Source organism: Bradyrhizobium sp. HKCCYLS20291 (assembly GCF_051167715.1).
GTDB lineage: Bacteria > Pseudomonadota > Alphaproteobacteria > Rhizobiales > Xanthobacteraceae > Bradyrhizobium.
Window position 1 is genome coordinate 1 of record NZ_JBNPTO010000003.1, and the last position, 17,285, is coordinate 17,285.

The following is a 17,285-nucleotide window of genomic DNA, read 5'->3' on the forward strand; positions in this document are numbered from 1 at the left end:
TCGGCCGTGATCAAGGGCCAGGCCACCGAAGTCATCGACGTCGGCCACTTCCTGCCGATGGCGTTCGCCGACTGGTTCATCCGCAAGGAGATGGCGACCGAGGCGCAGACGCAGTCGGTGCTCTTGGTCGACGACTCGCCGTTCTTCCGCAACATGCTGGCGCCGGTGTTGAAGTCGGCCGGCTACAAGGTGCGCACCGCGGCCTCGGCGCTCGAGGGCCTCGCGACGCTGCGCTCCGGGCACACCTTCGACATCGTCGTCACCGACATCGAGATGCCGGAGATGAACGGCTTCGAGTTCGCTGAGGCGATCCGCTCCGACCAGAACCTGAATCAGCTGCCGGTCATCGCGGTGTCGTCGCTGGTGTCGCCGGCGGCGATCGAGCGCGGCCGCCAGGCGGGGCTCTACGACTACATCGCCAAGTTCGATCGTCCCGGTCTGATCGCGGCGATGAAGGAGCAGATCGAGGAGCGGGCCCGTGCTGAAGCCAACCGACGCGCTGCTTAACAGCAGCGGCAGGGAGTAGCGTGCGATGAACAGCAAGATCGAAACCACCGAGGGTGCGGCCTCCGAGTTCGTCACCGCCATGATCGGCGGCCAGCTGTTCGGGCTGCCGATCTCGCGGGTGCAGGACGTGTTCATGCCGGAGCGGGTGACGCGGGTGCCGCTGTCGTCGGCCGAGATCGCCGGCGTCTTGAACCTGCGCGGCCGCATCGTCACCGTCGTCGACATGCGCGCACGGCTCGGGCTTGCCCGGGCCGACGACGGCAAGCCGCCGATGGCCGTCGGCGTCGACCTGCGCGGCGAGTCCTATGGCCTCCTGATCGACCAGATCGGCGAAGTGCTGCGGCTGCCCGAGGCGGGCCGGGAGGACAATCCCGTCAACCTCGATCCGCGCATGGCGAAATTCGCAGGCGGCGTGCACCGCCTCGATGGCCAGCTGATGGTCGTCCTCGACGTCGATCGCGTGCTCGAGATCCTGCCCAAAGCCGCAATCGCCGCCTAGCCCTTCAACCGTCCCATTAGGGAGATGAAAATGAGCAGCTGTCTGGTCGTGGATGATTCCAGCGTGGTGCGAAAGATCGCACGTCGTATCCTGGAGGAGTTGGGTTTTTCGGTCGTCGAGGCCGAAGATGGTGAGAAGGCGCTCGAGCTGTGCACCAAGAGCCTGCCCGAAGCCATTCTGCTCGACTGGAACATGCCGGTGATGGACGGCTACGACTTCCTCGGACGATTGCGCCGGCTGCCAGGCGGCGAAGGTCCCAAGGTGGTGTTCTGCACGACGGAAAACGACATCGACCACATCTCGCGCGCGCTGAACGCCGGCGCCAACGAGTACATCATGAAGCCGTTCGACAAAGAAATTGTCGCTGCGAAGTTCCAGGAAGTCGGCCTGATCCAGGCTCTGTCAGCCGAATCCGCCTGATCCCTTCGATTGCCCAGAAGAGGCCGCCCGTGAACCAGCCAGATTATGAATTCCTGCGCAAGATGCTTCGAGACAAGTCAGGTCTCGATCTGTCTGCCGACAAGCAATATCTGATCGAAAGCCGCCTGCTGCCGCTCGCGCGCAAAGCCGGCCTCGCCAGCATCAGCGATCTCGTCCAGAAGCTGAAGGACGGCTCGAGCACGCTCGTCAGTCAGGTCGTCGAAGCGATGACGACCAACGAGACGTTCTTCTTCCGCGACAAGGTGCCGTTCGATCATTTCCGCGACGTGATCATGCCGGAGCTGTTGAAGGCGCGCGCCAGTCGCAAGTCGATACGCATCTGGTGCGCCGCATGTTCGACCGGCCAGGAGCCGTACTCGCTGGCCATGTCGCTCAAGGAGATGAGCGCTGCGCTCAGCGGATGGCGGGTCGAGATCGTTGCCACCGATCTGTCCCAGGAAGTGCTGGAGAAGTCCAAGGCGGGTCTCTACAGCCAGTTCGAGGTGCAGCGCGGACTGCCGATCCAGCTTCTGGTCAAAAACTTCAAGCAGGCCGGCGAGCTTTGGCAGCTCAACTCCGACATTCGCGGCATGGTCCAGCATCGGCAGCTCAATCTGCTGCACGACTTCTCGCAGCTCGGAACATTCGACGTGGTCTTCTGCCGCAACGTTCTGATCTATTTCGATCAGGATACGAAGATCAACATCTTCGGACGGATCGCCAAGTTGATGGAGCCGGATGGATTCCTCGTTCTCGGTGCGGCGGAAACCGTGGTCGGCCTCACCGACGCGTTCAAGCCGCTCGCGGACCGGCGAGGGCTCTATCGTCCGAGCGGCATCGCGTCCACGGCCAAGCCTCCAGTCCCCGGCATGAGCAAGGTCGCGGCGGCGGGACATTGAGCCGCCGACGTCACAGTACAGCGGGACACGAAGATGTCTGAAGAGAACAAGGGCACCGAGCGCGTCACCTTCAGCCGGGGCTACGATGTCTGCATCATGGGCATCGACGGAACCTGGCGGCGCGACTGCCAGCTCAATGCCATCTCGGACAATGACGCGGTCCTGACCGTGGAGGGATCGATCCAGGGCCTGAACTTGAAGGAGTTCTTCCTGCTGTTGTCGTCGACGGGGCTCGCGTACCGGCGTTGTGAGCTGGTCCGCGTCAACGGGGCGGAGATGGATATTCAGTTCATCAAGGGCAAGAACAAGAAGAAGCGTGGAAGCGTGTCCTCCGGTCAGGAAGCGACGGTAGGCTAATGCGTGGCTGCGGCAGTTGGTTTGCGTTCGACGGATTGCGGCGACCCGGTCGTGCGCGCGAGCGCCCGGTTCCTGCGCAAATCCTAAGGTCGGCCACCGCTTTTCGCGGCACCGCTTTACGTGAGCGCAGGATCGGACGTGTATGACAACGATGTCAGTCAATTTTTCCGGGAACGACCCATGTCGGTCATGAGTTCAGAACTTGCAGGCAGCCGGCCGGAGGCCGCGGAGCAAGAGCGGCGGGCACTTCAGCTGCTCGTCGTCGATGACGACGCTGCGCAAAGGACCCTGATCTCGTTGGCGGCGAAGCAGGCCGGTCACGTCGTCACGATCGCCGCGAGCTGCAGCGATGCAATCCGCGAAATCGGCAAGAAGCGTTTCGATTGCGTAACCCTCGATCTCATGCTCGAGGATGGAGACGGGACCGCGGTCCTCAAGGCCATCGCCGACAGCCGCTTTGCAGGCTCGGTGATCGTCATCAGCGGCATGGATGCGGCAAAGCGAATCGCCGCCCGGCTCTATGCGCGTTCCCTGGGGATCGACCTGCAGAGTCTGCCGAAGCCGGTCGACTTGGCCGCACTCCGGATCTTCCTGGCGAACCTGGGCAAGACCGCGTTGGGGCTTCCCGTTGTACACACCTGGGGCGGAGTCGCCGCCGACGGAGTTGCTGCGAAGCACCGGTCTTGAACTTGCCGTACGGTCGGCGCTGGGAATAGAGCCCTCCCGCCGGGTTACACAGCTGCGGCGCCATCTGTCGATAGGCCAAACAAGGGCTAGAGGCGGCGCTGCGCCGGCTTCTTTGTGTTGACTGTCGTGCAGAGATTGCAGTGGTTGATCGAAATGTGACGCGCAGCTCTGATGCGCTTTGATGGCGAACGGCCGCCCTGGCCGCGAATTTGACTCCGATCATGACCAATTCGTACCGATGTGTTTTGCAAGGCAGCAAAACGCCGGAAGGAACGCCTTGAGATCGTGTCGAGTTCGTGTTCTCGTCATGGCGCTTCGCTGATCTGCTGCCGCTACTACTTGTGGGCTAAGGTCATAAGCCGTACAAATACGGGTGCTCAAAACGCCCGCCGAATATGGTATCATAAGACGCGTGCTTCATTGTTTCTTCTCCTTTGCAAGAGCAATCGCCCATGGCCGAACAAACAAATTCCCGCGGTGAGATTTTCGTCGTCGATGACGATCCGGCCGTGCGTGACACACTTTCGATGGTCCTGTCGTCGGGTGGCTACGAGGTGATCTGTTTTGCCGATGGCGCCGCGTTGCTGGCCGTCGCGCGCAGCCGGACACCGGCCTGTATCCTGCTCGATGTTCACATTCCCGGAAAATCCGGCCTCGACATTCTCAGGGAATTGCATGGTGAGGACTACCCGGCGCCTATTTTCATGATCTCGGGCCAGGGCGATATTCCGATGGCCGTGAATGCCATCAAGTACGGCGCCCTCGACTTCATCGAGAAGCCCTTCCGCGGCAGCGAGATCGTCGCGCGCCTGAACGAGGCCATCGGCGCGTTCGCGCGGCGACAGAAGGAAAACGCCTCGCCGAAGATCGGCTCGCTGCATTTTCCCGGACGGGAGCCGCTCACGCGGCGCGAGCGCGAGGTGCTGGAACAGTTCACGGCCGGAGCGTCGAACAAGGAGGCCGGGCGCACGCTCGGCATCAGCCCACGCACGATCGAGGATCACCGCGCCAACATCATGAAGAAGCTCGGCGCACGAAACGCCGCCGATCTGATTCGCATCGTCATGACGGCCTCGCGCACCAACTGACGGTGCGCCGGCGGTCGGTGCGGGGCGAGTCGCAGTCTTGAAGCGGTGCTGGAAACGGCCTCAATCCGCGGCGAGCGCCGTGCGGATCATCTTCGCGAGTTCGGATTTGCGATACGGCTTTGCCAGCAGCAGCAGTCCCTCGTCGAGCCGGCCGTGATGGACGATGGCGTTCTCGGTGTACCCGGAGGTGAACAGCACGCGCTGCCCCGGGCGGATGCGCTGGATCTCCGAGGCGAGCTGACGCCCGTTCATGGTGCCCGGCATGATGATGTCGGTGAACAGGAGATCGAACGGCTGGCCCTCATTGACGATCGACAGCGCTTCAGCGGCGTTCGCCGCCTCGAGGGTCGCATAGCCCAGCGCGTGCAGCTGGGCGAGAACATAGCCCCGGACCAGCCGGTCGTCCTCCACCACCAGGATCGTCTCGTGACCGCCCTTGACGGCCGGTGCAGCGCCTGACGACGGCGCGATCGCGCCCTCGCTTCCGGGCGGCAGATACATGCGGATGGTGGTGCCGTGTCCCTCCTCGCTGTAGATTCGAATATGCCCGGCCGACTGCTTCACGAAGCCGTAGACCATCGATAGTCCGAGGCCCGTTCCCTTGCCCGGCCCTTTCGAGGTGAAGAACGGATTGAACACCTTGTCGATGATGGCCGCCGGAATGCCGCTGCCGCTGTCGCTGACCGCGATCATCGCGTAGCGCCCCGGGCGGACGTCGTCGTACAGGCTCGCATAGTTCTCATCGAGATCGGCCCAGCCGGTCTCCAGGATGAGCTTGCCGCCGTTCGGCATCGCGTCGCGGGCGTTCAGTGCCAGGTTGATGATGGCGGTGGCAAGCTGGTTGGGATCGACGTGGGCTGCGCAGGTCTCCTCGCGGAACACCGATTCGATCTCGACCTGCTCGCCCAGCGTCGGACGCAGCAGTTTTGCCGTATCGATGACCAGCGTGTTGACGTCGACCTCGCGCGGCTGCAGCGGCTGCCGGCGTGCGAACGCCAGCAAATGCTGGGTGAGGTCGGCGCCGCGCCCGGCGGCCTCGTCGATCATCCTGGTGATTGCGGCGAGCTGCGGCTCCTTGGCGACAGCGGCGGCGAGGATCTCGATCGTGCCGGTGATCACGGTCAGGATGTTGTTGAAGTCGTGGGCGATGCCGCCGGTGAGCTGGCCGATCGCCTCCATCTTCTCGGATTGCCTGATGCGCTCTTCTGCGGCCACCTTGTCGGTCAGGTCGCGGAAGAAGCCGTTGAAGACGAATCCGTTGCGGGTCTTCAACGCGGTGACGCTCACCTCGGCCTTGAATTCGCGGCCGTCGCGGCGTCTCACCATCACCTCGCGCCGCCGTCCGATGCCCAGCGCGCTGGCCTGGCCTGTCAGCAGAATGCGGCCGAGCGCGGCGCGCAGCTCCTCGCCCTCTTCGCCGACGGTGATCAGGTCGAAGATGTCCTTCCCGATGATCTCCGCGCGCGGCCAGCCGAAGATCTTCTCTGACTGGGAGTTCCAGTTGAGAATGCGGCCCTTGTCGTCGATCTGGATGAAGGCATCGAGCGCAGTCTCGATGATGTTGCGGGCCAGCTGCTCGCTCTCGCGCAGGGTCTCCTGCGCCAGGCGGCTCTCCGTCATGTCGCGCCCGATGAAGAAGTGGCGCTGCACCGGCTCGGACCAGCTCGACGTCCAGGCCAGCGTCACCACGCGGCCGTCCTTGTGGATGTAGCGGCTGTCGGTGTTGAGCGCGCGGAGCCCCTGGCGCGAGGCTCGCAGCTCTTCGCGCGACTTGGCCAGATCGTCGGGATGAATGAAGTCGGCGCAGCTGCGGCCGATCATTTCGGCCGGCGCATAGCCGAGAATGGCCTCCACGCTCGGCGACACCTGCACCAGGACTCCGGTGCGGTCGGTGATCAGGATGAGATCCTGAGAGGTTTCGAATATGCGCCGGCGCTCTTCGGTCTGCTGCCGCAGCGCCTGCTCGGTCCTGCGGCTCTCGGTGATGTCGCGTGCGATCTTGGACGCGCCGATGATCTGGCCGGTCGGTGATTTGATCGGCGACACGCTGAGCGAAACCAGGATGGGCTCGCCGTCCTTGCGGATGCGCACGGTCTCGAAATGCTGGATCCGCTCGCCGCGCGCGACGCGGACCAGGATGTCCTGTGCCTCGGACATCCGGTCGGGCGGAACCACGAAATCGCTCGGGCGGCCGACGGCCTCTTCGGCGGAGTAGCCCAGCATGGTTTCGGCGGCCGGATTCCAGGCGGTGACGGTTCCGTCCAGCGACAGCGTCACGATCGCGTCGCTGGAGGATTCGACCGCGGCGCTGTAGAGCCGCTCGCGCGCAGCGAAATGATCGCGCGCGGCCTCGGTCAGGTAGTGCTCCTGGACCTCGCGCTCGAGTTCGGCCGTCTTGGTGCGCACCTCCTCGATCACGCGTGCGAAGGCCCGCGCCAGCACTCCGGTCTCGCCGATCGCTTCGAGGGGAATCTTCACCGGCTCGCCGCGTCCGACGCCTTCGACGGCCTGCGTCAGCTGATTGATCGGGCGGGTCAGGGATCGCGCGACCACGAAAGCGAGCGCGGCCGCGCACAGCATGGCGATCAGGCCGACCTCGATCGCCGTCTTGCGGATGGCGAGAGCCGGGGCCATGAAGGCCGTGTTCGGGATGGTCTCGATCACCGCCACCCATTCCTGCCCGGCGAGCATCGTCGGCGCGAAGGCGACCCCACCGGGACCTTCCGCCTCGTCGTGCACGATCCGCGCGAACCCCTCCATGGAACCGGCCGCGCTGGCCAGCGTCGGGAAATCGTCCTGCCACCGTGTCGATCCGCCGCGCTTGGAGGCGAACTCGCGATCGGATTCAGGATGGAAGAGATAGTCGCCGCGGGCATTCACGACGTACAGATGCGCGCCCGGCCGGGCCGCGTTGCGCAGATGCGCGAAGATCGGCCGCATGTCGAGATCGAGGATCAGGATGGCGAACGGCTTGCCGTCCGCCGCGAGCACCGGGGTGCCGACGCAGAGCATCGGGACGCCCGTTTTCGGATCCGTGGTGTTGCCGTCGAGAACGACCGGCGAGACCCGGATCTCGCCGGGCGGGAGGCGCAGCGTCTCCTTGATGTAGGGGCGTTCGCCGCGTGTGATCAGCTCGCTTTCGGGAACAATGCGAACACTGCCGCCCGGGCCGAGCCGGTCGACACGGATGATCTCGCGATAATCGTTCTCGATCCCGACCAGGCGGACCATGGCATAGGTCTGCTTGGCCTGCAGCTCGGCGAAATAGCGCGTCGCGACCCGCTCGCGCCAGGACTGTGCCGACAGGCCTTCACGCGGGTCCAGCCCGCCCGACTTCGATGTGCGAATGAGGGTCGCGAGATTGGGCTCGGCGCGATAGCCGTTGAGATCGTTGCGGGCGCCGCCGACATAGTTCTCGAGTTCCGTCGCCATCAGGCGAGAGTGCGACTCGATGCGGTCGAGCGCGCGCGGCAGCAGCGCGCGCTCCAGGCTGCGATAGCCGAGCCAGCCGACGGCGAACACCGCGACCGCGACTAGCAGGATCATCGCGATCGCCAGGCGTGTCGTCAGCGTGACGCGCCGGCCGAGACCCCGCGCCTCGCTCGCGCCGGCGGAACCGCTCAGCGCAGGCTCCTGGCCGATCTTGCTGTCAGGGGTTCGAAATAGCATCGGGGCCTGGCCGGGACGGAGCAGCGGTCTTGCCTGCGCGCTCCAGGCAATCGGAAACCATCGCCAGCAGACTTGCCGGTTTGAACGGCTTCGGCAAGGCCGACACCGCACCCAGCTTGGTCGCCATGGTAAGATAGTCGGGCTCGGCCATCGCATTGGGGGTGTGCGAACGGCCCGACGTCATCAGGATCGGCGTGTCCGGCGCCTGCTTCAGCATCAGGCGCATCGTCTCCAGGCCATCCATGCCCGGCATGAAAATGTCCATGACGACCAGGTCGAACTTCTCTTCGGCAAAGCGGGCGAGCGCCTTCTGGCCGTCACTGGCCACCGACACGGCATGGCTTCCCTGCTCGAGCAGGCGCTCGATCGTCATCTGCATGACTGGATCGTCGTCCACGACCAGAATCTTCGCCACGCTGCATCTCCCGAATGGCTGGCAGCAAGACCAACGGTCAGTTGTAGAGGTTTTGCCGAATTTGTGACGCTCCGCAAGCGCCTCGCAGAACAAGTCACATGTGCGGCTGGGGACGTCAGGGCGCAGCAGCCACATCAGCAGGATCTGGCGATCGATCTCGGGATGGACGTGGGTGCCCTGCTCAAACTGCGCCGCTGCCTGAATTTGAGGCACTCGCGCCGTAGTTGTACGGCGGGAACGCTTCACATTGGCTTAATCCCATCAATAGAAAAGTCATCACGGTTCCCGGAATGATTGCAATGAGCGGCGTGGGTACAGAGCGCGCCGCGTGGAGCATGCGATCTGGGGACAGGACTGTTGGAGATCGGCCCCGTGTCTCGAAATCGATGAGGCGGATCTCTGGACGTGGTGGGGGACGTAATGCTTGGTTTCATGTCGAATGCAAAAATCCAGAGCCGGCTGCTCGCCGGATTTGGCCTGGTTTGCCTGCTGCTCGCCTGTGCCGTGGGCTATTCGGCCTATGCGGTGTCGGATGCTTCGCAGCACTTTCGCAAGATCGTGGGGTTGAGGTCGCCGGTCGCCATCAGCAGCACGCAACTGGTCGCCAACCTCCATGCCACGCTCGCGGCCTTGCGCGGCTACCTGCTCACCGGAGATCCCGAGATGAAGCAGCGCCGTGCGGCGCTGTGGGCGGATTTCGACAAGGCGATTGCAGAGTTCGACAAGCTTGCCGCGGGCTTTGGCGTTCCGGCGAACCGGGCGTTGTGGGCGGAGGCCAAGCCGCTGCTCAACGAGTTCAGGGCGGCCCAGGACAAGGCCGAGAGTGCGGCCTTCACGCCGGATGCCTATCCCGCCACGAAGCTGCTCGGCGCCGAGGCATCGCCGCTGATCGCGACCATGTTCGCCGAGGTCACCAAGATGATCGAGGAGGAAAGCGGTCTGGAGGCGACGCCCGAGCGCAAGCGCCTGTTGAAGACGATGGCCGATTTGCGCGGCAACCTCGCCGCCGCAGGGTCGCAGCTCAGGCTCTATGTCGCCTCGGGTGATCCGTCGGACCGCGACAAGTTCACCGGCCCCTATGCCAACTACAAGAATGCCGTGGCGAGCCTGACGTCCCAGGCAGGCCTGCTGACCTCGTCGCAGAAGGCCGCCTTCGACAAGATCGCGCAGGCGAGCGAGGCGTTTGCACGGCTTCCCGACCGCATCTTCGCGCTGCGCCAGTCGCCGCAATGGAATGCCGCCGTGTTCCTGCTGGCGACCGAAGCCGCGCCGCGCGCCAACAAGCTGCTCGACTTGCTGGACGGCAGGCGGCGTGCGGACGGGACATTGGGGGACGGACTCAAGACCAACCAGCTGGACACGCTGGTGAAGGATTCTGCGGCCGTGACTGCGCTCATGGAGGGCCTGATGATCACCGAATGGTCGCTGCTGGCGATCGGACTCGCGCTGTCGCTCAGTATCGCGATCCTGGTGGCCCGCTCGATCACCAGGCCGATCCGGGAGCTGGTGGCTGATTCCGCCCGCTTGTCGGACGGCGATACCACGGTTGCGTTCAAGACCGCATCGCGTGGCGATGAGATCGGCGACGTCTCCCGGGCGGTGGCGGGGTTCCGCGACAATGTGATCGCGCAGCAGCAGGCATCGTCGAACTATGTCCGCGAGGCGGAAGCGCGCGAGGCGATGAACCGCAACATGGAAGAGGCGGTCGAAGCCTTCCGCATCAAGTCGACCGAGCTGTTGTCGGAAGTCGACGACAATGTCGGCGTGATGCGCAACACGGCCGAATCCCTCACCGGCATCGCCGGCCATGCGACCGAGCAGGCCGCTTCCGCGGCGGGCGCATCCGAGAAGACGGCCGTCAACGTGCAAACGGTGGCTGCGGCCGCGGAGCAGCTGACGAGCTCCATCGTCGAGATCGGCCGGCAGATCGAGCTGTCGAACGTGACGGTACGCAACGCCAACGCCACCACGGCACGATCCGAGGCCGAGATCGAGGGACTGGCACAGGCGGCGCAGAGCATCTCCACCGTCGTCGACCTGATCCAGGCCATCGCCGCGCAGACCAACCTGCTGGCGCTCAACGCGACCATCGAGGCGGCGCGCGCGGGTGAGGCCGGCCGCGGCTTTGCCGTCGTCGCACAGGAGGTCAAGTCGCTCGCCGAGCAGACCGCCAAGGCGACGCAGGAGATCAGCCAGCACGTGCAGGGCATCCAGAGCTCGACCAGCAATGCGGTCTCCTCGGTCAAGGAGGTCTCGACGGCGATGCGCCAGATGGCAGACGTGACCACCGCCATCGCCAGCGCGGTGGAGGAGCAGGGCGCCGCGACACGCGAGATCTCGCACAACGTTCAGATGGCGGCGTCGGGGAGCAAGACGCTGGCCTCCAACATCTCCACCGTCAGCGCGGCCATCGAGGAGACCAGCCAGTCGGCCGACAGTGTTCGCGGCGCATCCAACAACGTCTCGCGCGTGGCCGAGAGCCTTGCCGCGGAGGTTCAGGAGTTCTTCGTCAGGCTGCGCAGCGGCGCACTCGATCGTCGTGTGGTGGACGATCCGAACTACCGGGGTCCGGAACGCCGCGCCAACCGCAGTGCCGGACGGCGCCGGGCGGCCTGACGGTGCCTTGTGCCCGACCCTAGCCGCTATCCGCTGAGATAGTCCGGCCAGCGGTCGCGGATGGTGGCGAGGTCGCTCAGCGTTCCCGTGAGGTGCTCGCGCAGATGCGCCTGCGCTTCATCGGGCCGGCCCGCGGCGATCGCCTCCACGATCTGCTTGTGGTGGCGCAGGATGGTCTGCGCCTTGCCGGGCGACGGCAAATGCAGCCGGCGAAGCCGATCGATGTGGCCGCTGCGGCTGCGCACCAACGTCCACAGCTCGTGCTTGTCCGCGGCAGTGTAGAGGCGCTCGTGGAAGGCGTTGTCGGCCAGCATGAAGACGGCGAGGTCGCCGTCCCTTGCGAAACGTCGCTGCTGAGCGACCAGCCCGCTGAGTTCATCGGCAAGGGACTGCGCGGGCTCGGCTGCGAGCAGGCGCACGATCTCGAGCTCCAGCGCCTGCCGCAGGAACTGAGCCTGCTGCGCCCTGCCGACGTCGATGCGGCTGACCAGCGTCGCATGCTGCGGGAAGATCTCGACCAGACCCTCCTCGGCCAGCCGCATCAGCGCATCCCGGATCGGTGTCGAGCTCAAGCCGAACTCGGATTGCAGCGCGACGCGGGACAAGGGTGCGCCCGGCGGCAGGGCCAGCGCGATGATCTGATCGCGCAGCCGCTCGAACACCTGCGGCGCCGCGCGCCGGCTCGGATCGAGCCGCTCGGCAGCGGAAAGCGCAGGAGGCGTCGCGGGCAGGGCCATGGAGGTCGGACGTCCGGCTCGAATGTCGCAGGCGCAAGATCTGCGCTTGTCAGAGATGCACTAATGCATTAGTGCATCTGGTCGCCGGCCGTCAAGAAGGAGCCGGCGCGAGGAGGATGTCCCATGTTCGAGAAGTTCGGGCGCTCGGCCACACGCGCCGCCGGCCTGCTGGCCACGATGCTGATCGCAGCGCCCTGGAGTGCTGCGCAGGCGCAGCAGAAGACCGAGATCTCGCTGTCGCGCCAGCCCGGCATCTTCTACATGCCGAGCCACATCATCGAGAAGCAGAAGCTGATCGAGAAGCATGCTGCGGCGCTCGGCGTGCCCGGCGTCACCACGAAATGGCTGACCTTCTCCGGCGGCGGCGCGCAGACCGATGCGCTGCTGGCGGGCAGTGTCGACATCCTCAACACCGGAACCGGCAATCTCCTGCTGTTGTGGGACCGCACCCGCGGCGGCGTGAAGGGTATCGTCGCGACCTCGGCGCAGCCGATGACGCTGATCAGCCGCGACCCCAACATCAAGTCGATCAAGGATGTCGGCCCGACCGACAAGATCGCGGTGCCGACCGTGAAGGTCTCGACCCAGGCGATCGTGCTGCAGATCGCGGCGGCCGAGGCGTTCGGCGCCGACCAGTGGAACAAGCTCGACGCCAACACCGTGCAGCTCGGCCATCCCGACGCCTACACCGCGCTGAGCAATCCGCAGCACGAGGTTCACACCCACTTCTCGATCCCGCCCTTTACGTTTCTCGAACTGAAGAACGTTCCCGGCGCGCATGTCGTGTTGAACTCGCCCGAGGTGATGGGTGGTCCGCTCAGCCAGGCGCAGTTCTTCACCACCACGAAGTTCGCGGACGCCAATCCGAAGATCGTCCAGGCGGTGCGCGACGCCACCAAGGAGGCGCAGGACCTGATCCGCAGCGACACCAGGACGGCGGTCGAAATCTACAAGGAGATTACCGGCGACAAGACCTCGGTCGAGGACCTGCTCGCCTGGCTCAAGGAGCCCGGCATGATGGAATGGAACCTGGAGCCGCAGGGCACCATGAAGTTCGCGGCGCATCTCGCCAAGATCGGCACCATCAAGACCCAGCCGAAAGCCTGGACCGATTACTATCTGCCCGTCGCGCACGACCTGAAGGGCAACTGATGTCCGCGCTCCTCGACGTCGACGGCGTGACCCTGCGCTACAAGACTTCCAGTGCCGTCGTCACCGCGACCGAGCGCGTCGGCTTCTCCGTCGACCGCTCCGACCGCTTCGTGCTGCTGGGCCCCTCCGGCTGCGGCAAGTCGACCTTGCTGAAGGCCGTCGGCGGCTACATCAAGCCGAGCGAAGGGCGGATGCAGATCAACGGCCGCGAGATCACCGGTCCGGGCGCCGACCGCATGATGATCTTCCAGGAGTTCGATCAGCTGCTGCCCTGGAAGACCGTGCTCGCCAACGTCATGTTCCCGCTCCTGACGGCGCGGCGCATGCCGCGCAAAGACGCCGAGAGCAGGGCGCGCGCCTACATCGAGAAGGTCGGGCTGACCCGCGTCGTCGATGCCTATCCGCACACGCTGTCGGGCGGCATGAAGCAGCGCGTCGCGATCGCCCGGGGTATGGCAATGGAGCCGGACATTCTGTTGATGGACGAGCCGTTCGCGGCATTGGATGCGCTGACGCGGCGGACCTGCCAGGACGAACTCTTGCAGCTCTGGAGCGAGACCAAATTCACGGTGTTGTTCGTGACGCATTCGATCGCGGAAGCCATCAAGATCGGCAACCGCATCCTGCTGCTGTCTCCGCATCCCGGCCGGGTCAAGGCCGAGGTGATCGACGTCGACAAGGTCTCGGCCGAGGACGGCAGCGCCGCGCGGCTGGAGAAGCAGATCCATGATCTGCTGTTTTCTGAACCCGTAACGGCACATTGAGGGCCGCTCCCATGGCTGACGCCAAGATCATCCTGCGCGATACGTCGACGGCCAGCGCGACGCCGGCCAATGTCGAGCGCAAACTGAGTGTGCCCGAGCTGCTGTGGAACGATGGCTTCGTGCGCAAGAGCCTGATCATCGTCGTGCTCGCCGCCATCTGGCAGGCCTATGGCAGCTATCTCGACAATCCCTTGCTGTTCCCAACCTTCTCCGACACGATCGCAGCGTTGTGGGAGAAGCTGCGCGACGGCACCATCCCGATGCGCGCCTGGACGTCGCTGAAGGTGCTGTTCATGGGCTACGCCGCAGGCATCACGCTCGCGGCCATCCTGACCGTGCTGGCGATCTCGACCCGGATCGGGACCGACTTCCTCGAAACCATCACCGCGATGTTCAATCCGCTGCCGGCGATCGCGCTGCTGCCGCTGGCCCTGATCTGGTTCGGGCTCGGCAGCGGCAGTCTGGTGTTCGTGCTGATCCATTCGGTGCTGTGGCCGGTCGCGCTCAACACCCACTCGGGCTTCAAGAGCGTCTCCAACACGCTGCGCATGGTCGGCCGCAACTATGGCCTGACCGGTTTCTCCTACGTGATCCGCATCCTGATTCCGGCGGCGTTCGGCGCCATCCTCACCGGCCTGAAGATCGGCTGGGCTTTTGCCTGGCGCACCCTGATCGCCGCGGAGCTGGTATTCGGCGTATCCTCTGGCCAAGGCGGCCTCGGCTGGTTCATCTTCGAGAACCGCAACCTGCTCGAGATCCCCGCCGTGTTCGCCGGCCTCCTGACCGTCATCCTGATCGGCCTCGTGGTCGAGAACCTGATCTTCCGGACCATCGAGCGCAAGACTGTGCTGACCTGGGGCACCCAATCATGACCGAACGCAAGCAACCCGATCAGCTGCGCAGCGCGCGCTGGTTCGCGCCCGACGATCTCCGCTCGTTCGGCCATCGCTCGCGCGTGATGCAGATGGGCTATGCCCAGGAGGAGTGGAAAGGCCGCCCGGTCATCGCCATCGTCAACACCTGGTCGGATGCGCAGCCCTGCCACATGCACTTCAAGCAGCGCGTCGATGACGTCAAGCGCGGCGTGCTGATGGCCGGCGGCTTTCCGATCGAGCTGCCCGCGCTGTCGCTGTCGGAGTCGCTGCTCAAGCCGACCACGATGCTCTATCGCAACATGCTGGCGATGGACGTCGAGGAGCTTTTGCGCGGCCATCCCGTCGACGGCGTCGTGCTCATGGGCGGTTGCGACAAGACCACGCCGGCGCTGCTGCTCGGCGCCACCAGCATGAACCTGCCGGCGATCTATCTCCCCGCAGGGCCGATGCTGCGCGGCAATTGGAAGGGCAAGACGCTCGGCTCGGGCTCCGATGCCTGGAAATACTGGGACGAGCGCCGCGCCGGAAAACTGTCGGACGCCGATTGGAACGCGATGGAGGCGGGCATCGCCCGTAGCCACGGCACCTGCATGACCATGGGCACGGCGTCGACCATGACGGCGATTGCGGAAGCGATCGGTATGACCTTGCCGGGCGCGTCGTCGATCCCGGCGGCCGATGCCGAGCACATCCGCATGAGCTCGGAATGCGGCCGCCGCATCGTCGAGATGGTGTGGGAGGATTTGACGCCGTCGAAGATCCAGACCAAGGCGGCGTTCGAGAACGCGATCGCTGTGGCGATGGCGATGGGCTGCTCGACCAATGCGATCATCCATGTGATTGCGCAGGCGCGCCGCGCGGGTGCAGACATTGGTCTAGACGATTTCGAGACCGCAAGCCGCAAGGTGCCGGTGCTCGCCAACGTCCGGCCGAGCGGCGATACCTATTTGATGGAGGACTTCTACTACGCCGGCGGCCTGCCTGGGCTGATGAGCCGGATGGCGGAGCATCTCCACCTCGACTGCGTCACCGTCAATGGTCGCACGCTCGGCGACAACATCAAGGGTGCCGGCGTCTACAATGACGACGTCATCCGGCCGCAGTCGAACCCGATCTACCGCGAAGGCGCGCTCGCCGTGCTCAAGGGCAACCTCGCGCCCGACGGCTGCGTCATCAAGCCCTCCGCGTGCGAGCCGCGCTTCCTGAAGCACACCGGACCGGCGCTGGTGTTCGACGACTATCCGTCGATGAAGAAGGCGGTCGACGATCCCGATCTCGACGTGACCGCCGACCACGTGCTGATCCTGCGCAATGCCGGGCCGCAGGGCGGCCCGGGCATGCCGGAATGGGGCATGCTGCCGATCCCGACCAAGCTGGTGAAGCAGGGTGTCCGCGACATGGTGCGGCTGTCGGATGCGCGCATGAGCGGCACGAGCTACGGCGCCTGCATCCTGCACGTCTCGCCCGAGTCGTATATCGGCGGTCCGCTGGCGCTGGTCCGCAACGGCGACCTCATCACGCTCGACGTCGCCGCTCGCACGATCAATCTCGACGTTCCCGGGGCCGAACTAGAGCGTCGCCGTGCCGAATGGGTGCCACCGGCGCCGCGCTTCGAACGCGGCTATGGCTGGATGTTCGCCCGTCACATCAAGCAGGCCAATGACGGCTGCGACTTCGACTTCCTCGAGACTGATTTCGGCGCACCGGTGAAGGAGCCGGCTATTTATTAGTTGAACTGTCGTTCCGGGGCGCCGCGAAGCGGCAAGCTCGGAATCCAGAACCACGATCGGGCGTTGGGATTCCGGGCTCGCGTACCCCGGAATGACGACCGGAGAGAGCACGACATGACCAAACTCAGCACCGCCACCCGCAACAAGCTCAAGACCGTCTCCACGGCGACCGTCGCCACCGCGCTGTTCAAGCGCGGCCTGCGCATCCAGTGCATCCAGAACGTTCATCCCTTGAGCCCGGAGCAGCCGACCATGGTCGGCGAGGCCTTCACCCTGCGCTACATCCCGGCGCGCGAGGACCTCAACACCATCGAGGTGTTTCGTGACCGTGGCCATCCGCAGCGCAAGGCAGTGGAAGACTGCCCGCCCGGCGCGGTGCTGGTGATGGACAGCCGCAAGGACGCGCGCGCGGCCTCGGCCGGCGCCATCCTCGTCAGCCGGCTGCAGCAGCGCGGCGTCGCGGGCGTCGTCACCGACGGCGGCTTCCGTGATGCGGCCGATATTGCCAAGCTCGGCATTCCGGCCTTCCACCAGCGCCCGAGCGCGCCGACCAATCTCACCTTGCATCATGCCATCGAGATCAATGGCCCGATCGCCTGTGGCGATGCGCCGGTATTTCCCGGCGACGTCATCCTCGGCGATTCCGACGGCGTCATCGTCATCCCCGCCGGGATCGCCGACGAGATCGCCGACGAGACCTATGAGATGACTGCGTTCGAGGATTTCGTTGCAGAGGAAGTCGCCAAGGGCCGCTCCATCCTTGGCCTCTATCCGGCGACCGACCCGCAGACCCCCGCCGACTTCGCCGCGTGGCGAGCGAAGAACAACAGGTAATCGCTCCACATTCGGCTGTCGTCCCGGGCAAGCGAC

General features: G+C 65.1%; 16 protein-coding genes. 13 read left to right on the plus strand and 3 right to left on the minus strand.

The features are described 5' to 3' along the window. From ACQR07_RS07965 to ACQR07_RS07995, 7 genes are all read left to right on the plus strand, one after another. Nucleotides 1–507 (plus strand): response regulator (locus ACQR07_RS07965; protein WP_434901780.1); only part of this gene is annotated, 507 nt, incomplete at its 5' end. A gap of 25 nt (nucleotides 508–532) precedes the next feature. Continuing rightward, on the plus strand, nucleotides 533–1,006 hold the full coding sequence (locus tag ACQR07_RS07970) for a chemotaxis protein CheW (RefSeq protein WP_434901781.1): 474 nt from the start codon (nucleotides 533–535) through the stop codon (nucleotides 1,004–1,006). 30 nt (nucleotides 1,007–1,036) lie between these two features. Continuing rightward, nucleotides 1,037–1,426: a response regulator gene (locus ACQR07_RS07975; protein ID WP_434866296.1), complete on the plus strand. Its 390-nt coding sequence runs from the start codon at nucleotides 1,037–1,039 to the stop codon at nucleotides 1,424–1,426. A 29-nt stretch (nucleotides 1,427–1,455) separates the two neighbouring features. Then, a complete protein-coding gene (locus tag ACQR07_RS07980; protein WP_434901782.1) occupies nucleotides 1,456–2,325 on the plus strand; it encodes a CheR family methyltransferase in 870 nt (289 codons plus the stop codon). Between the two features lie 33 nt (nucleotides 2,326–2,358). Next, nucleotides 2,359–2,682, plus strand: coding sequence for a PilZ domain-containing protein (locus tag ACQR07_RS07985; protein ID WP_434866294.1), 324 nt, complete (start codon nucleotides 2,359–2,361; stop codon nucleotides 2,680–2,682). Between the two features lie 180 nt (nucleotides 2,683–2,862). Further along, on the plus strand, nucleotides 2,863–3,369 hold the full coding sequence (locus tag ACQR07_RS07990; protein WP_434902263.1) for a response regulator: 507 nt from the start codon (nucleotides 2,863–2,865) through the stop codon (nucleotides 3,367–3,369). Between the two features lie 452 nt (nucleotides 3,370–3,821). Further along, a complete protein-coding gene (locus ACQR07_RS07995; protein WP_434866292.1) occupies nucleotides 3,822–4,457 on the plus strand; it encodes a response regulator transcription factor in 636 nt (211 codons plus the stop codon). A 60-nt stretch (nucleotides 4,458–4,517) separates the two neighbouring features. Here ACQR07_RS07995 and ACQR07_RS08000 read toward each other — a convergent pair whose 3' ends face one another. Further along, on the minus strand, nucleotides 4,518–8,126 hold the full coding sequence (locus ACQR07_RS08000; protein ID WP_434901783.1) for a PAS domain S-box protein: 3,609 nt from the start codon (nucleotides 8,124–8,126) through the stop codon (nucleotides 4,518–4,520). Next, complete coding sequence (locus tag ACQR07_RS08005) at nucleotides 8,107–8,541, minus strand: response regulator (RefSeq protein WP_434901784.1); 435 nt, start codon at nucleotides 8,539–8,541, stop codon at nucleotides 8,107–8,109. The genes ACQR07_RS08000 and ACQR07_RS08005 overlap by 20 nt, the downstream gene beginning before the upstream one ends. A 432-nt stretch (nucleotides 8,542–8,973) precedes the next feature. On the opposite strand from ACQR07_RS08005, the gene ACQR07_RS08010 reads away from it, so the two are divergent. Then, the gene (locus tag ACQR07_RS08010) at nucleotides 8,974–11,157 is read left to right on the plus strand and encodes a HAMP domain-containing methyl-accepting chemotaxis protein (protein WP_434901785.1); all 2,184 of its coding nucleotides are present in this window, start codon (nucleotides 8,974–8,976) and stop codon (nucleotides 11,155–11,157) included. A gap of 26 nt (nucleotides 11,158–11,183) precedes the next feature. Here the strand turns inward: ACQR07_RS08010 and ACQR07_RS08015 are convergent, their stop codons facing one another. Further along, nucleotides 11,184–11,894 (minus strand): GntR family transcriptional regulator, encoded by a 711-nt coding sequence (locus ACQR07_RS08015; protein ID WP_434901786.1) that lies wholly within the window; start codon nucleotides 11,892–11,894, stop codon nucleotides 11,184–11,186. Nucleotides 11,895–12,017: 123 nt separating this feature from the next. On the opposite strand from ACQR07_RS08015, the gene ACQR07_RS08020 reads away from it, so the two are divergent. The 5 genes from ACQR07_RS08020 to ACQR07_RS08040 all read left to right on the plus strand — a co-directional run bounded on the left by ACQR07_RS08020 (nucleotide 12,018) and on the right by ACQR07_RS08040 (nucleotide 17,249). Further along, the gene (locus tag ACQR07_RS08020; protein ID WP_434901787.1) at nucleotides 12,018–13,046 is read left to right on the plus strand and encodes an ABC transporter substrate-binding protein; all 1,029 of its coding nucleotides are present in this window, start codon (nucleotides 12,018–12,020) and stop codon (nucleotides 13,044–13,046) included. Continuing rightward, nucleotides 13,046–13,810, plus strand: a complete 765-nt coding sequence (locus ACQR07_RS08025; RefSeq protein ID WP_434901788.1) for an ABC transporter ATP-binding protein — start codon at nucleotides 13,046–13,048, stop codon at nucleotides 13,808–13,810. Before ACQR07_RS08020 ends, ACQR07_RS08025 begins: the two co-directional genes overlap by 1 nt. 11 nt (nucleotides 13,811–13,821) lie before the next feature. Then, nucleotides 13,822–14,682 (plus strand): ABC transporter permease, encoded by an 861-nt coding sequence (locus ACQR07_RS08030; protein ID WP_434901789.1) that lies wholly within the window; start codon nucleotides 13,822–13,824, stop codon nucleotides 14,680–14,682. Continuing rightward, a complete protein-coding gene (gene araD / locus ACQR07_RS08035) occupies nucleotides 14,679–16,415 on the plus strand; it encodes an L-arabinonate dehydratase (RefSeq protein ID WP_434901790.1) in 1,737 nt (578 codons plus the stop codon). The genes ACQR07_RS08030 and araD overlap by 4 nt, the downstream gene beginning before the upstream one ends. A gap of 114 nt (nucleotides 16,416–16,529) precedes the next feature. Then, nucleotides 16,530–17,249 carry a ribonuclease activity regulator RraA gene (locus tag ACQR07_RS08040; RefSeq protein ID WP_434901791.1) on the plus strand — a complete coding sequence of 240 codons (720 nt, stop codon included), beginning with the start codon at nucleotides 16,530–16,532 and terminating at the stop codon, nucleotides 17,247–17,249. The last annotated feature ends 36 nt before the right edge of the window (nucleotides 17,250–17,285 follow it).

Excerpts from the sequence above, each read along its gene's own strand:
- ACQR07_RS08025 (WP_434901788.1), top strand. The coding sequence starts at position 13,046 with ATGTCCGCGCTCCTCGACGTCGACGGCGTGACCCTGCGCTACAAGACT.
- ACQR07_RS08040 (WP_434901791.1), top strand. The coding sequence starts at position 16,530 with ATGACCAAACTCAGCACCGCCACCCGCAACAAGCTCAAGACCGTCTCC.
- ACQR07_RS08030 (WP_434901789.1), top strand. The coding sequence starts at position 13,822 with ATGGCTGACGCCAAGATCATCCTGCGCGATACGTCGACGGCCAGCGCG.
- ACQR07_RS07975 (WP_434866296.1), top strand. The coding sequence starts at position 1,037 with ATGAGCAGCTGTCTGGTCGTGGATGATTCCAGCGTGGTGCGAAAGATC.
- ACQR07_RS07985 (WP_434866294.1), top strand. The coding sequence starts at position 2,359 with ATGTCTGAAGAGAACAAGGGCACCGAGCGCGTCACCTTCAGCCGGGGC.
- ACQR07_RS08020 (WP_434901787.1), top strand. The coding sequence starts at position 12,018 with ATGTTCGAGAAGTTCGGGCGCTCGGCCACACGCGCCGCCGGCCTGCTG.
- ACQR07_RS07990 (WP_434902263.1), top strand. The coding sequence starts at position 2,863 with ATGTCGGTCATGAGTTCAGAACTTGCAGGCAGCCGGCCGGAGGCCGCG.
- ACQR07_RS07995 (WP_434866292.1), top strand. The coding sequence starts at position 3,822 with ATGGCCGAACAAACAAATTCCCGCGGTGAGATTTTCGTCGTCGATGAC.
- ACQR07_RS08000 (WP_434901783.1), bottom strand. The coding sequence starts at position 8,126 with ATGCTATTTCGAACCCCTGACAGCAAGATCGGCCAGGAGCCTGCGCTG.
- araD (WP_434901790.1), top strand. The coding sequence starts at position 14,679 with ATGACCGAACGCAAGCAACCCGATCAGCTGCGCAGCGCGCGCTGGTTC.
- ACQR07_RS08010 (WP_434901785.1), top strand. The coding sequence starts at position 8,974 with ATGTCGAATGCAAAAATCCAGAGCCGGCTGCTCGCCGGATTTGGCCTG.
- ACQR07_RS08015 (WP_434901786.1), bottom strand. The coding sequence starts at position 11,894 with ATGGCCCTGCCCGCGACGCCTCCTGCGCTTTCCGCTGCCGAGCGGCTC.
- ACQR07_RS07970 (WP_434901781.1), top strand. The coding sequence starts at position 533 with ATGAACAGCAAGATCGAAACCACCGAGGGTGCGGCCTCCGAGTTCGTC.